Annotated in this window: 11 protein-coding genes; 10 read left to right on the forward strand and 1 reads right to left on the reverse strand. The window is 68.2% G+C overall.

Annotation, left to right across the window (positions count from 1 at the left end):
- Positions 1-19 precede the first annotated feature (19 nt).
- From B7R21_RS01385 to B7R21_RS01420, 8 genes are read left to right on the forward strand one after another with little or no spacing between them, the layout of a single operon-like run.
- A complete protein-coding gene (locus B7R21_RS01385) occupies positions 20-1,108 on the forward strand; it encodes a galactitol-1-phosphate 5-dehydrogenase (protein ID WP_216364073.1) in 1,089 nt (362 codons plus the stop codon).
- 1 nt (position 1,109) lies between these two features.
- A complete protein-coding gene (locus B7R21_RS01390) occupies positions 1,110-2,651 on the forward strand; it encodes an FGGY-family carbohydrate kinase (protein ID WP_116281459.1) in 1,542 nt (513 codons plus the stop codon).
- Entirely contained in the window at positions 2,648-3,598 is a 951-nt protein-coding gene (locus tag B7R21_RS01395) for a sugar-binding transcriptional regulator (RefSeq protein ID WP_116281460.1), read from the forward strand. Before B7R21_RS01390 ends, B7R21_RS01395 begins: the two co-directional genes overlap by 4 nt.
- A complete protein-coding gene (locus tag B7R21_RS01400) occupies positions 3,595-5,124 on the forward strand; it encodes a sugar ABC transporter ATP-binding protein (protein WP_116281461.1) in 1,530 nt (509 codons plus the stop codon). The genes B7R21_RS01395 and B7R21_RS01400 overlap by 4 nt, the downstream gene beginning before the upstream one ends.
- Positions 5,121-6,167, forward strand: a complete 1,047-nt coding sequence (locus tag B7R21_RS01405; protein WP_116281462.1) for an ABC transporter permease — start codon at positions 5,121-5,123, stop codon at positions 6,165-6,167. Before B7R21_RS01400 ends, B7R21_RS01405 begins: the two co-directional genes overlap by 4 nt.
- A gap of 14 nt (positions 6,168-6,181) precedes the next feature.
- Positions 6,182-7,186, forward strand: a complete 1,005-nt coding sequence (gene deoC, locus B7R21_RS01410) for a deoxyribose-phosphate aldolase (RefSeq protein ID WP_116281463.1) — start codon at positions 6,182-6,184, stop codon at positions 7,184-7,186.
- A 47-nt stretch (positions 7,187-7,233) separates the two neighbouring features.
- Entirely contained in the window at positions 7,234-8,772 is a 1,539-nt protein-coding gene (locus tag B7R21_RS01415; RefSeq protein WP_116281464.1) for an aldehyde dehydrogenase family protein, read from the forward strand.
- Positions 8,769-9,629, forward strand: coding sequence for an aldehyde dehydrogenase family protein (locus B7R21_RS01420; protein ID WP_116281465.1), 861 nt, complete (start codon positions 8,769-8,771; stop codon positions 9,627-9,629). Before B7R21_RS01415 ends, B7R21_RS01420 begins: the two co-directional genes overlap by 4 nt.
- Before the next feature lie 97 nt (positions 9,630-9,726).
- Here the strand turns inward: B7R21_RS01420 and B7R21_RS01425 are convergent, their stop codons facing one another.
- A complete protein-coding gene (locus tag B7R21_RS01425) occupies positions 9,727-11,211 on the reverse strand; it encodes a cation:dicarboxylate symporter family transporter (RefSeq protein ID WP_116281466.1) in 1,485 nt (494 codons plus the stop codon).
- A gap of 195 nt (positions 11,212-11,406) precedes the next feature.
- On the opposite strand from B7R21_RS01425, the gene B7R21_RS01430 reads away from it, so the two are divergent.
- Together B7R21_RS01430 and B7R21_RS01435 are read left to right on the forward strand one after the other, a co-directional pair.
- Positions 11,407-13,107, forward strand: coding sequence for a sensor histidine kinase (locus B7R21_RS01430; protein ID WP_116281467.1), 1,701 nt, complete (start codon positions 11,407-11,409; stop codon positions 13,105-13,107).
- Positions 13,104-13,856, forward strand: a complete 753-nt coding sequence (locus B7R21_RS01435) for a response regulator (protein ID WP_116281468.1) — start codon at positions 13,104-13,106, stop codon at positions 13,854-13,856. The genes B7R21_RS01430 and B7R21_RS01435 overlap by 4 nt, the downstream gene beginning before the upstream one ends.
- Positions 13,857-14,062 lie beyond the last annotated feature (206 nt).

Consider the following 14,062-nt stretch of genomic DNA (forward strand, 5'->3'; position numbering starts at 1 on the left):
AAGATCGGAAAACCCCGCCATGACTGACGAACTGCTCGACACCGCCACTGCCGGCCCGCTCACCGGGGACATGACCGCGGCTGTGCTGCACGCGCTCGGCGACGTGCGTGTCGAGAAGGTTCCGATTCCCACCCCCGGCGCCGGCGACCTGCTGGTCGAGGTCGCGGCCTGCGGTGTCTGCGGCTCGGACATCCCGCGCATGAATTTCTCGGCGCCCTACAATATGCCGCTGATCTGCGGCCACGAGTTCTCGGGCCATGTGGTCTTCGCGGCCGACGACGTCGAGGATTTCGCTGTGGGAGACCTCGTCTCTGTGCCGCCGCTCCTGCCCTGTCGCAAGTGCGACAGTTGTCTCGAAGGACACTTCAGTCTCTGCGAGGACTACGACTACTTCGGCAGCCGCCGCGACGGCGCCTACGCGCAGTACGTGGTGGTTCCCGCGAACAATGCGCTGCTGATGCCCGGGGGCATCGACCCGCGTGCCGCCGCGATGATCGATCCTGCGGCCATCGCTCTGCACGCCGTGCTGAAGACGAAGATCACTGTCGGCTCCCGTGTCGCCGTGATCGGCGCCGGTCCGATCGGCCTGTTCGCGGTGCAGTGGGCGCGGCTGATGGGCGCGACCGACATCCTCGCCGTCGACGTGAACGAGCAGAAAGCCGAGATGGCCCGTGAGGCCGGCGCGACCCACACCGCCACGAACGACGATGAGGCGAAGGCGCACGCGGGCAAGGGCTACGACGTGATCATCGAGTCCGCTGGCGTTCCCGAGACCATCGCCCTCGCCGTGGCGCTCTCCGCCCGGCACGGGGACGCCGCGTTCATCGGCATCCCGCACCGCCCTGTCGAACTCGACAAGGCGGCGTTCTCGCACTTCCTCCGCAACGAGGTCAGCCTGCACGGCAGCTGGAACTCGTTCTCCGCACCGTTCCCGGGCCGCGAATGGACCGAATCGGCCGAGAAGCTCGCGAACGGCGAACTGAAGTGGGAGTTCATGATCACCCACGAACTCGGCCTCGACGCGGTTCCCGAAACGATGAAGGCACTGGCCGAGCGGTCTATCTTCAGTTCGAAGGTGCTCTTCTTCCCGAACCGGAACGCTGGATGACATGACCCACTACCTCGCAATCGACATCGGCACCGAGAGTGCCCGGTGCGCCGTCTTCACCGACGAGGGCCTTCGCGTGGGCGACGGCAGCGCCGCCTACGTCACGACCTTCCCGAGGCCCGGCTGGGCCGAGCAGAACCCCATCGACTGGTGGAACAGTGCCGCGGATGCTGCGCGCCAGGCCCTGGCGGAGGCCCGGGTCGACGAAGTGGCCGGCATCAGTGTCGCCACCACCTCCTCCTCGGTGGTGTTCCTCGACGACGAGGGCCGATCGCTCCGGCCCGCCCTGCTCTGGATGGACGCCCGCAGCTCGGTCGAATCCCAGCGCACCGCAGACGTCACGCACGCCGCGATGAAGTTCTCCGGCGGGTCGGATTCATCGGAGTGGCTGGTGCCGAAGGCGATGTGGGTCGCCACCCACCAGCCGGAGATCTATGCGCGCTCGCGCTACATCGGCGAATCCGTCGACTACATGACGTTCAGGCTCACCGGACAGTGGCTGGGCTCCCGCCTCAACGCGACCTGCAAATGGAATTTCGACTGCCGCGAGGAAGACCTGCCGCACGACCTGTACGAGCTTCTCGGAGTGCCAGACCTCGGCTCGAAGCTTCCGAGCGACATCCGGGCTGTCGGCGCGGTCGCCGGGCTTCTGAGCGCTGAGGCCGCCGCCAAGCTGGGGCTCCGCAACCGCCCGGTCGTGGGTGTCGGCGGCATCGATGCGCACCTCTCCCTCATTCCGCTGCAGGGGTTGAGCGAGCATCCGGTCTCCATCGTCGCCGGCACCTCGAACGCGTTCATCGCCGAACTCGACGAGCCGGTCTTCTCCTCCACCATCTGGGGCCCCTACCCGCACGCCCTCACCCAGGGCAAGTGGCTCGTCGAGGGCGGCCAGGTCTCGGCCGGTTCCTCGCTCACCTGGCTGGCCGAACGCATCCTGGGCTTCGGGCGTGACCGGGTGCAGGCGCTCATCTCCGATGCGAGCGAGTTGGATGCTGTGACCCACGGTCTGCTGATTCTCGACAACTTCATGGGCAACCGCACGCCGCTCCGCGACCCGCAGTTGCGGGGCGCCATCCTCGGGGCGAGCCTCGGCACGACGCCGGCCCAGCTCTATCGGGCGAGTGTGGAGTCGGTGGCCTACGGAACCCGTCAGGTGCTGGATTCGTTCGTCGATGCGGGAGTCGACGCCTCCGACGTGTTCATCACCGGCGGCATCCGGCACAACGCCCTCTGGTTGCAGACCACAGCTGACGTGCTCGCCCGGCCCCTGAACCTCGTGGCCGGGGAGAACCTCACCCTTCTCGCCTGTGCGGCCATCGCGGCGACGGCGGCCGGCGAGTATCCGAGCCTCGAGGAGGCGGCGAGGACGTTCAAGCCCGGGCACACGGTCGTCATGCCGAACGAGGGCAACCGCGTGGTGTTCGATGAGGCCTACGCGCTCTACGTCGACGCCACGACTGCGACCAGGGCGACACACCACGCGCTGCACTCGCTGGTGTCCCGCCACAGCGCGGAGCCCTCGAACGTGGGAGTCCTCGCATGAACGCCGACGACGAGCTGCTGGCCGTCAAAGCCGCAGAGCTGTACTACGAAGACGACAAGACCCAGGACGAGATCGGCGCTCTGCTGCACCTCACGCGCTGGAAGGTCGGCCGGTTGCTGACCCAGGCCCGGCAGGAGGGCTTCATCCGTATCGAGATCGTGCACCCCCGGGCGCGGAAGCTCCCTCTCGAGCGCGAACTCCGGGCCCGTTTCGGGCTGGCAGACGCGGTCGTGGTGCCGAGTTCGGACTCCGACGACGAGACCGAACTCCGCTCGAGGGTCGCAAGCGGTGCCGCCGAATACCTCACCTCGCTCCGCCCTGCGCCGAAGACGCTCGGCATCAGCTGGGGCCGCACGATGCACGACGTCGCGACCCACCTCCCGAGCGGTTGGGCGCGCGGCGTCAACGTGGTGCAGATCAACGGCGGTGTGAGCCTGAACAAGCGGGCGAGCTCTGCGGCGAACACGGCCGTGACGATCGCCCAGAAGGGCGGCGGTACGGCGACGCTCCTGCCGAGCCCCGCCATCCTGCAGGAGGCCGCCACGAAGCGTGCGATCGAGAGCGATCGGGCCGTTCGGGCAGTGCTGGATGCGGGCATCGCCGCCTCGACGTTCATGTACAGCGCCGGTGCTGTCGACGTCAAGTCGGTGCTCGTCGAGAGCGGCTACCTCACCTCGGCCGAGGTCGCGGCGCTCGTCCGTAAGGGAGCGGTCGCCGATGTGGTGGGGCGCTTCATCGACGCCGACGGCAACATCATCGACCAGGGCCTCGACGACCGCACGGTCGGTCTCTCGATCGATGCCCTCCGTGAGTCGTCGAGTGCGATCGCCGTGATCGCCGGCCGCTCGAAGCACGAGATCTGTCGCACCGTCGTCTCCAACGGGCTCTGCACCGTGCTCGTCACCGACGAAGACACCGCCACTTTCCTCTTGGAGGCTCACCGATGAGTACCACCCTGCTCCAGCCCGACACCAGCGCCGGCGCCGGTGTGCTGCGGCTGAGAATGTCCGGCATCAACAAGTCGTTCCCCGGCACCCACGCCTGTCGCGACACCCGGCTCGAGGTGCGACCCGGTGAGGTGCACTGCCTGCTGGGTGAGAACGGGGCCGGCAAGTCCACCCTGATGAAGATCCTCTCCGGGTCGTACCAGCCCGACAGCGGGGTGATCGCCATCGACGGCGTCGACGTATCGTTCGCCAACCCGCTCGACGGCATCGCGGCCGGTATCGCGGTCATCTACCAGGAGCTCGACCTCTTCCCCGACCTGACCGTCGCGCAGAACCTCTACCTCGGCCACTCGCCGAGCGTGGGCGGCATCGTTCGCGGTCGCCGGCGGCGAGCGGATGCCCGGGAGATCCTGAAGCGGGTGGGGGCCACCTTCTCGCCCGATGCCATCGTCGGCCTGCTGCCCATCGCCGACCAGCAGCTCACCGCCATCGCCCGCGCGCTCACCGCCGATGCCCGGCTGATCGTGATGGACGAACCGACCGCCACGCTCGGCGATGCCGACGTGGAGAAGGTGCACACGGTCATCCGGAGCCTCGTCGCCGAGGGGCGGAGTGTCGTCTACATCTCGCACCGGCTCGACGAGGTGAAGGAGATCGGCGATCGCATCACCGTGCTCCGCGACGGAGCGAACGTGGCCGAACACCGGGTCGCCGACAGCACTCCCGATGAGTGGATCGCCGACATGATCGGTGAGAAGAAGAAGGAGCTGACCGCGGTGACCGACCGGCCCGCGCCGACCGGTGAGCCGCTGCTGGAGATCGAACGCGTCACCATCAAGGGAGTCATCGACATCTCGGATGTCTCGGTGCGCCCGGGCGAGATCGTCGGCCTGGCAGGTCTCGGCGGAGCGGGCCGAACGACCTTCCTCTCCGCGGTGTTCGGAGCCCGGCGCTCCAGCAGCTCTCTCCGGCTGGCCGGGAAGCCGCTCACCATCCGCTCGGTGCGGGACGCCACGGCCGCGGGCTTCGGCCTCGTGCCCGAGTCACGGAAGACCGAGGGGCTCATGCTGGGACTCTCCATCGGCCGCAATGCCTCGATCTCCTCGATCGGCGCCCCGCCGTGGCTGATGCCGCACCGCCGGGGCAGGGCTCTCTCCACCCCGGTGCTCGCGGGCCTCGGTGTGAAGTACGCCAGTGTGAACCAGGCCGTCGGGCAGCTGAGTGGCGGCAACCAGCAGAAGGTCGTGCTGGCCAAATGGCTGACCCGCGGCATCCGCGTGCTACTGCTTGACGAACCCACGCGGGGTCTGGACATCGGCGCGAAAGCCGATCTCTACCGCCAGGTGCGCGCCCTCGCCGACAACGGTGCGGCGGTTCTGGTCGCGTCCAGTGAGCTCAGCGAGCTCGTGGCCAATGCCGATCGCATCATCGTGCTGCACGAAGGGCGGAAGGTCGGCGAGTTCGACCCGCGCCTGGCCTCCGAAGAATCCATCACCCACGCAATCATCAGCGGGAAGATCTCATGACAACTGTGAACACACCCCCGGCCGTCGACGTCGACGCCGACAGTTCTGCCTCGGCCTCTGCCTCAGCCGAGAAGGCCGCCGCCTCCCCTTGGAGGCGCCGCGGCTCCAGCTGGCTCGTCAAGGGCAACCTCCTGATCGTCTTCGTGGTCATCGTGGTGATCGCCTCGCTGCTCTCGCCCGACTTCCTGACCGTGCGGAACCTCTCCAACCTGTTGCAGCAGTCGAGCCTCACCGGCATCATCGCGATCGGCATGACCCTGGTCATCCTGACCTCCGGCATCGACCTGTCGGTGGGCAGTACGGCTGCGCTGAGCGGGATGATCGTGGCCATCACCCTCGACGGCTCTGTGCCGATTCCGCTCGCCATTCTGCTCGCGCTCGTGGTCGGCCTTGCCGTGGGGCTCGTGATGGGCGCCATCGCGGCGTGGATCAGGCTGCCTGCCTTCATCGTCACGCTTGCAGGGCTCACGGCCATCCGCGGTGCCGCCTATCTGACCACCGACGGCCGGCCGGTCGGCCAGAACCTGCCCGAGTCGTTCACCCTGATCGGCGGCGGCTACATGGGTTTCATCCCCATCACCGGCCTGATCTTCATCGTGGTCGCCCTTCTCGCGGCGGCGCTGCTGCGCTTCACCACGTTCGGTGAGTACATCTACGCTGTCGGCAGCAACGAGGAGGCTGCGCGCCTCTCCGGTGTGCCGGTGAAGTGGGTGCAGATGGCCGTGTTCGGCATCTCGGGCCTGACCGCTGCCCTGGCGGGCATCCTGCTCACCAGTCGGCTCACCATCGCGCAGCCCACGTCGTTCACCGGGGCCGAACTCGACGGCATCGCAGCGGTGGTTCTCGGCGGTGCAGCCCTCGCTGGCGGGCGCGGCGGTATCGGCGGAACCTTCATTGCCGTGCTGTTGCTCTCCGTTCTGAAGAACCTCTTCAACCTGATGGGTATCGGTTCGTTCTTCCAGATGGTCGCGACCGGGCTCATCCTGCTGCTGGCCCTCATTCTGAACAAGTTCATCGATTCGCGTGCGCGGAACATTTCCTGATGGTTGGAGAACCCATGACAATTGACACTCTGACGGCCGGCGCGCTGGCCCGCAACCTGGTGGGCGGCGACGTCACCGACGCGAACCTGCGCCGCTACCTCGAAGGCATCCCGGGAATCGACGCTGTGGGACTCGAGCAGCGTGCCGCCTCACTCGGAACCCGGTCGATCAAGACCACATCGAAGGCCTGGGCCCTCGACCGCATCATCCAGCTGATCGACCTCACGACGCTCGAAGGCGCCGACACCCCCGGCAAGGTGCGTTCGCTCGTCGCCAAGGCGATGGTTCCGGATGCCTCGGACCCCACCACCCCGCGGGTTGCCGCTGTCTGCGTGTATGGCGACATGGTCGGTGACGCGGTGACTGCGCTCGGCGCCTCGCACGGCGACCCCGACCACGGCGGCATCAGCGTCGCTGCGGTCGCCACCGCGTTCCCGAGCGGTCGTGCCTCGCTCGCCGTGAAGCTGGCCGACACTGCCGACGCCGTCTCGGCGGGTGCAGACGAGATCGACATGGTCATCGACCGGGGCGCGTTCCTCTCCGGCCGCTACGGGTTGGTCTACGACCAGATCGTCGCGGTGAAGGAGGCCTGCCGCCGTGCCGACGGCAGCTTCGCACACCTGAAGGTGATCCTCGAGACCGGCGAGCTGAACACGTACGACAACGTGCGCCGGGCATCCTGGCTCTCGATCCTCGCCGGCGGCGACTTCATCAAGACTTCGACGGGCAAGGTGGCGCCCGCCGCGACCCTGCCCGTGACACTCTCGATGCTCGAGGTCGTGCGCGACTGGCACCGCCTGACCGGCCAGAAGATCGGTGTGAAGCCGGCCGGCGGCATCCGTTCGTCGAAAGACGCGATCAAGTACCTCGTGACCGTCGCCGAGACCGTGGGGGAGGAGTGGCTGACGCCGCACCTGTTCCGGTTCGGGGCGTCGAGCCTGCTGAACGACGTGCTGTTGCAGCGCCAGAAGCTCACGACCGGGCACTACTCCGGCGCCGACTACGTCACCATCGACTGATCTCTCAGACTGATCTTTCCCGACTGATCTTGCAAGGAACCGTACCCATGACATTTCTCGAATACGCACCTGCCCCCGAATCGACGGGCCTGCTGAACCTCAAAGACTCCTACGGGCTCTTCATCGACGGTGAGTTCGTCGAAGCCCGCGGCGAGTCGTTCGCCACCATCTCCCCGGCCACCGAGAAGACCATCGCCCTGATCTCCACGGCATCGGACGAGGATGTGGATGCCGCGGTCGCCGCCGCACGCCGCGCCTACGACTCGACCTGGTCACGCCTGTCGGGGCGGGACCGTGGCAAGTACCTCTTCCGCATCGCGCGGCTCGTGCAGGAGAGGGCCCGCGAGCTCGCCGTCGCCGAATCCCTCGACAACGGCAAACCCATCAAGGAGAGTCGCGACTTCGACATCCCAACGGTCGCGGCCTGGTTCTTCTACTACGCCGGCTGGGCCGACAAACTCGACCACGCCGGCCTCGGAGCCAACCCCTCCTCACTGGGTGTGGCGGCCCAGGTCATCCCGTGGAACTTCCCGCTGATGATGCTGGCGTGGAAGGTCGCGCCGGCGCTCGCCGCCGGCAACACCGTGGTACTGAAGCCCGCGGAGACCACGTCGCTCACCGCGCTGCTGTTCGCGGAGATCCTGCAGCAGGCCGACCTGCCCGCCGGTGTGGTGAACATCGTCACCGGTGCCGGCGCGACCGGCCGCACGCTGGTCAACCACCCCGATGTGAACAAGGTCGCCTTCACCGGTTCGACAGCCGTCGGCCGGGAGATCGCTCGGTCACTCGCCGGAACCTCGAAGAAGATCACCCTCGAGCTCGGTGGCAAGGCGGCGAACATCGTGTTCGACGACGCACCCATCGACCAGGCGATCGAGGGCATCGTCAACGGCATCTTCTTCAACCAGGGCCAGGTCTGCTGCGCGGGGTCGCGCTTGCTGGTGCAGGAGAACATCCACGATGAGGTCGTCGCAAGGCTCAAGGAGCGCCTGTCGACCCTGCGGGTCGGAGATCCGCTCGACAAGAACACCGATGTCGGCGCGATCAACAGTGCGGCGCAGCTCGCCCGTGTCACAGAACTGACGGCGGCCGGCGAGGCTGAGGGCGCTGTGCGCTGGAGCCCTTCGTGCGACTTGCCTTCCGAGGGGTTCTGGTTCGCGCCCACGATCTTCACGAACGTGCAGGCCAGCCACCGCATCGCCCGCGACGAGATCTTCGGGCCGGTGCTGTCGGTGCTGTCGTTCCGCACGCCCGCCGAGGCGATCGCCAAGGCGAACAACACGCCCTACGGACTGTCCGCCGGTATCTGGAGCGACAAGGGCAGCCGCGTGCTGGCCGTCGCCGACAAGCTGCGGGCGGGCGTCGTCTGGGCGAACACCTTCAACAAGTTCGATCCCGCGTCGCCGTTCGGCGGCTACAAGGAGTCGGGCTATGGCCGCGAGGGCGGTCGCCCGGGTCTGGCGGCGTACCTGAAGCCGGCGCCGCTCGGCAGTTCGGCTGCTGCTCCTGCCACCCCTGCTGCCCCGGCCACCCCCGCCGTCACTGCTCCCCGCTCCACCTCCGCCCGGAAGAAGGCCGCCAAATGAGCCACCTTGCTGTACAGAAGACCTACAAGCTCTACATCGGTGGGGCGTTCCCCCGCAGCGAGTCGGGCTACACGACCGAGGTGCTGAGCGCATCCGGAACCTTCCTCGCCAACGCGGCCAAGGCCTCCCGTAAAGACGCCAGGGATGCGGTCGTCGCCGCTCGCTCCGCCGTCTCGAAGTGGTCGGGTGCGACCGCATACAACCGCGGCCAGGTGCTCTACCGCATCGCCGAGGTGCTCGAGGGGCGCCGGGCGCAGTTCGTCGCAGAGATCGTTGCGAGTGAGAACGTGTCGGCCGCCGCCGCCGGCACACAGGTCGACGAGGCGATCGACCGCTGGGTCTGGTACGCGGGCTGGTGCGACAAATACACGCAGGTGAGTGGCAACGCGAACCCGGTCGCCGGGCCCTACTTCAACATCTCGGTGCCCGAGCCCACCGGCGTCGTCGCCGTCGTCGCCCCGCAGGACTCGTCGCTGCTCGGGTTCGTCAGTGCGCTCGCCCCGGCTCTCGTCAGTGGAAACACCGTCGTCATCCTCGCGAGCGAGCGCTTTCCCCTCTCGGCCATCAGTTTCGCCGAGGTGCTTGCGACGAGTGATGTGCCGGGTGGGGTGGTGAACATCCTCACCGGTTCGGCCCGGGATGTCGCGCCCTGGCTGGCCTCCCACGCCGACGTCAACGCGCTCGACCTGGTCGGCGCCAACGCGCTCGACTGGATCTCCCTCGAGATCGCGGCCGCAGACACCCTCAAGCGTGTGCTCCCACCCGAGTCGGGTTCGGATGCCGCGGCCCCCGCCCTCGCCCGCATCCAGGCCTTCACCGAGACGAAGACGGTCTGGCACACCAAGAGCCTGATCTGACAGCCGCGGGCTGCTCGCCCGGGAGGAGCTGAGCCGATCCGCGGCCGTATGCGGGTCACGTTGGCTCAGCTCCTCCCGGGGGGAGCGGCGCGACGCGTCAGCGCGGGCGCCGGCTGCCGACCGGGCCCTCGACGATGGCGGCGAGCTGCGACGTCGAGACCCGCTCCCCGTCAGAGGTTGTGTCGGCGACGGCACCGTGGCCCGCGGCATCCAGAACCGGCTCGTCGTCCTCCGTGCTCATCGTCGCCTCATCGAACGGGAGCTGCCGCGAGAGCACCGCCCGGACGCGCTCGTGGTCGATCTGCTTCGTCCAGGTGCCGATCAGGATGGTCGCCACCGCGTTCCCGGTGAAGTTCGTCAGTGCGCGGGCCTCCGACATGAACCGGTCGATACCGACGATCACGCCGACGCCGTTGACGAGGTCGGGACGGTGCGCCTGGAGGCCGCCGGCGAGGGTGGCGATTCCGGCACCGGACACCCCGGCGGCACCCTTGGAGGCGATCATCATGAACAGCAGCAGCGAGATCTGCTCCCCGATGCTGAGCGGCGTCCCCATGGCGTTGGCGATGAACAGCGACGACATCGTGAGGTAGATCGCGGTCCCGTCGAGGTTGAACGAGTACCCGGTGGGAACCGTGATGCCCACCACCGACTTCGTGACGCCCACGTGCTCCATCTTCGCGATGAGACGCGGCAGCGCGACTTCGCTCGACGACGTCGACACGATCAGCAGGTACTCCCGGCCGAGGTAGCGCATCAGCTGGAAGATGTTGGTGCGTGCCGCGATCCAGAGCAGACCGCCCAGGATGACGACGATGAACAGCGCGCAGGTGATGTAGAAGGCGATCATCAGCGTGCCGAGGCTCACCAGGGCGGCCGCGCCGCTCGAGCCGACGACCGCCGCGATCGCACCGAACGCACCGATCGGCGCAACCCACATGATCATCGACAGGATGCGGAACACCAGCACCTGGATCTGCCCGATCGCGTTCAGGATCGGCTTGCCCTTCGCGCCGAGGTGCTGCAGGGCGAAGCCGACGAGCAGAGCGACGAACAGCACCTGCAGGATGTTGCCCGCAGTGAGCGACGAGAGGAGCGACGTCGGGATGATCCCCAGCACGAACTGCGTGGAATCCGCCGGGGCCAGCGCGGAGGTGTCATAGGTCGCGTTGGCGATGTTCAGCCCGTCGCCGGGGTGGATGACGTTGCCGACGACCAGCCCGATGCCGAGCGCGAACGTCGACATGAGGATGAAGTAGCCGAGCGCCAGCCCGCCGATCTTGCCGACCGTGGCCGCTTTGGCGATGGATCCGACACCGAGCACGATGGTGCAGAAGATGATGGGCGCGATCATCATCTTGATCAGTGCGACGAACCCGTCGCCGAGCGGCTTCAGTCCCTTGGCGAACTCGGGGGCGAGGAGCCCGACCGCGATGCCCGCTGCGACGGCGACGATGACGAACAGGTAGAGGTAGTGTGCGCGGTCGAGGCGCCGTCTGGGGCGGCCGGCAACAGAACCGGAGCCGGAGCCGGGCGTGCGGGCTGTACCGGCGGAGCCGGCCGTGGGGGGCGTCTTTGCCATGAGTGTTCCCTTTCGAATGTCGCCGCACGACGTCGTGAGCGCTCTTCAGTGGGGCAATCCTCCGGCACACCACGAGGGGCTTCGGGGTTCTGTTCATAGTGTTCGCGAGCATCCTCTGCCCGCGGCGTCTACCCTGAGGGTGACCGAACGTTTCGCACCGTCGCGAGAGCAGAACAGGGCAGGTGGGCACGCCGCATGATCGCCTGGATCCGTCGCTGGAGCATCTCCCGGCGACTCTTCGCGCTGCAGTTCGTGTTCATCCTGCTGCTCACGGCGGCGGCGCTGGCCTGGCTCTGGAACGATGCCCGTGGAATCGTCGAGACGAGCGCCACCGACCACAGCCTGTCGGTGGCGACCTCGATCGCCGACAATCCGTTCGTGCTCGAGGCGATCCAGGCGGCGGGTCCGGATGCCGCGGGGTCGGCCGGCAGCGGAATCGCCGGTGCCGATCCGAGCGTTCTGCTCGAGCCGTATGCCGAGAACCTGATGGCCGACACCGCGACCGACTTCATCACGATCATGGCGCCCGACCGCACGCGTTTCACGCACCCGAACGTGGAGGAGATCGGCTGGCCGTTCGTCGGCACCATCGAACCGGCGCTCGAGGGCCGCACCTTCACCGAGACGTACACCGGCACTCTGGGGCCGTCGGTGCGCGCGGTGGTGCCCATCCTGAACCACCAGGGAAGCGTCGTCGCGCTGGTGGCGGCCGGGGTGACGGTGTCGAAGGTGTCGGGTGCTCTGGCCGAGCGGCTGCCGCTCGTGTTCGGATTCGCCGGCCTCACGCTGCTCTTCGGCGCCCTCGCGTCGTGGCTGCTGAGCCGGTACCTGCAGCGGGTGACCTGGGGCCGTGGGCCCGAGGAGATGAGCCGCATGTTCTCGTACTACGAGGGCGTACTGCACTCCGTCCGGGAGGGTCTCGTGCTCGTCGACTCCCGCGGCCGCCTGGTGCTGCACAACGACCGGGCGGCCGAGTTGCTCGGCCTTCCGCCGTCGGGGAGTGTGCCGGTGGCGGTCTCCGAGCTGCAGATTCCGGATGCCCTGCGGAGCCTGCTCGCCGGCGGAGACCGTGCCGTCGACGAGATCTTCGTCACCGAGAACCGGGTGCTGGTGGTGAACCAGGAGCCCGCGGTTGCAGTGGCGCCGGGGCGCGGCACGTCGCGTCGCGTGATGGGCACGGTGACGACCCTCCGGGATCACACCGATCTGCTCCGCATCTCGGGTGAGCTGCAGAACATGCGGACGCTCTCCGACGCGCTTCGCTCGCAGACGCACGAGCACGCGAACCGGCTCCACACGATCGTGGCTCTGATCGAGCTGGGTCGCGGCGAGGAGGCGATCGCGCTGGCCGCCGGGGAACTCGATCGCGGCCAGAACCTCGCCGACCGGCTCATCGAGGCTGTCGAGGAGCCGGTGCTCGCCGCGCTCCTCGTGGGCAAATCGGCCGAGGCCCGGGAGAGAGGGGCGGAGCTCGAGCTGGTGATCGCACCGGAGCTCGGACCGCTGGGAGTGCCCGCCGACGACCTCATCACGATCGTGGGCAACCTCGTCGACAACGCCCTCGACGCGGCGATCGACGGCGGCACGGGGCATCCGCGGGTCGTCGTGGCTGTGAGCGGGGGCCCCTCGGCGGCGGACTCCGCAGAAGAGCTCGTGGTCATCCGCGTCTCCGACAACGGACCGGGCATCGACGACGTCGGCCGCGCCTTCGAGCGGGGCTACTCGTCGAAGGCGGCAGGGCCGCACGGGCGCGGATTCGGCCTGGCGCTGGTGGGCCAGAGCGTGCGGCGCCTGGGCGGCAGCATCGGCGTCGAAGCGGACGGGGGCGCCGTGGTGACGGTTACGCTGCCGCGGGGCGCTCACCGGCCGTCCGCGCGCGAGACGGCGCCCCGATGACTCCCGGTCCCGTCCGGGTGCTCGTGGTGGACGACGAGGAGATCACGGCCAGCGCCCATGCCGCCTACCTCGGCCGAGTCGGCGGGTTCGAGGTGGCGGGCATCGCGCACACCGGGCAGGAGGCCATCCGGCAGCTCCGTGCCGCGGCGGCACGCGGAACCGAGCCTCCGGCCGGGGTGGACCCACGGCATCCCGAACCTCGACCGGCGCCGATCGACCTGATCCTGCTCGACATGAATCTCCCCGACATGTACGGGCTCGACCTCTGTCGCCAGGTGCGCAGCGCGGGGCTCGAGATCGACGTGATCGCCATCACGGCGGTGCGCGAGATGGCGGTGGTGCGGGCATCCGTGTCGCTCGGTATCGTGCAGTACCTGATCAAGCCGTTCGCCTATGCCACGTTCGCCGAGCGGATGCGGAGCTACCTCGATTTTCGGCACACGTTCGACGCCGACCGCCCGCTGGCGACACAGGGCGATGTCGACAGCACCTTCGGGGCCCTCCGTTCGGCGGCACCGGTCTCATACGACAAAGGCCTCTCCGAAGGAACGCTGCAGGTCGTGGTGGCGGCGCTCGCCGCGGCTCCCCGGGCGCTGTCGGCGAGCGAGGTGAGCGAAGCGGCGACCGTGTCGCGGGTCACGGCGCGGCGCTACCTCGAACACTTGGTCGGGTCGGGCGCGGCGGAGAAGACCTCCCGCTACGGAACCCCCGGGCGCCCCGAGGTGGAGTACCGGCTCACGCGGAGCTGATCGGGCCGGGTCGGCCCGCCTGCCGTCGCGCCCGCCCGTTCTACCTCCCCGAGCATCCGGCATCCTCCAGAACCGGTTGCCGCAGGGCAACCTCTCGGTGAATTCCCCGGCCGAATCTGAACAGCTCGTGACCGAGAGGCAGCGGGTTCGTTCACGCTGCTTTCCTCACCCATTCGGGGGACATTCTCCGTCTAACGTGGCTGACG

Origin of the sequence: Subtercola boreus, assembly GCF_003399625.1 — a bacterium.
GTDB classification, from domain to species: Bacteria; Actinomycetota; Actinomycetes; order Actinomycetales; family Microbacteriaceae; genus Subtercola; species Subtercola boreus_C.

Bases quoted from the DNA above. Each gene is read 5' to 3' on its own strand.
- B7R21_RS01385 (WP_216364073.1), top strand. From the start codon at position 20: ATGACTGACGAACTGCTCGACACCGCCACTGCCGGCCCGCTCACCGGG.
- B7R21_RS01390 (WP_116281459.1), top strand. From the start codon at position 1,110: ATGACCCACTACCTCGCAATCGACATCGGCACCGAGAGTGCCCGGTGC.
- B7R21_RS01395 (WP_116281460.1), top strand. From the start codon at position 2,648: ATGAACGCCGACGACGAGCTGCTGGCCGTCAAAGCCGCAGAGCTGTAC.
- B7R21_RS01400 (WP_116281461.1), top strand. From the start codon at position 3,595: ATGAGTACCACCCTGCTCCAGCCCGACACCAGCGCCGGCGCCGGTGTG.
- B7R21_RS01405 (WP_116281462.1), top strand. From the start codon at position 5,121: ATGACAACTGTGAACACACCCCCGGCCGTCGACGTCGACGCCGACAGT.
- deoC (WP_116281463.1), top strand. From the start codon at position 6,182: ATGACAATTGACACTCTGACGGCCGGCGCGCTGGCCCGCAACCTGGTG.
- B7R21_RS01415 (WP_116281464.1), top strand. From the start codon at position 7,234: ATGACATTTCTCGAATACGCACCTGCCCCCGAATCGACGGGCCTGCTG.
- B7R21_RS01420 (WP_116281465.1), top strand. From the start codon at position 8,769: ATGAGCCACCTTGCTGTACAGAAGACCTACAAGCTCTACATCGGTGGG.
- B7R21_RS01425 (WP_116281466.1), bottom strand. From the start codon at position 11,211: ATGGCAAAGACGCCCCCCACGGCCGGCTCCGCCGGTACAGCCCGCACG.
- B7R21_RS01430 (WP_116281467.1), top strand. From the start codon at position 11,407: ATGATCGCCTGGATCCGTCGCTGGAGCATCTCCCGGCGACTCTTCGCG.
- B7R21_RS01435 (WP_116281468.1), top strand. From the start codon at position 13,104: ATGACTCCCGGTCCCGTCCGGGTGCTCGTGGTGGACGACGAGGAGATC.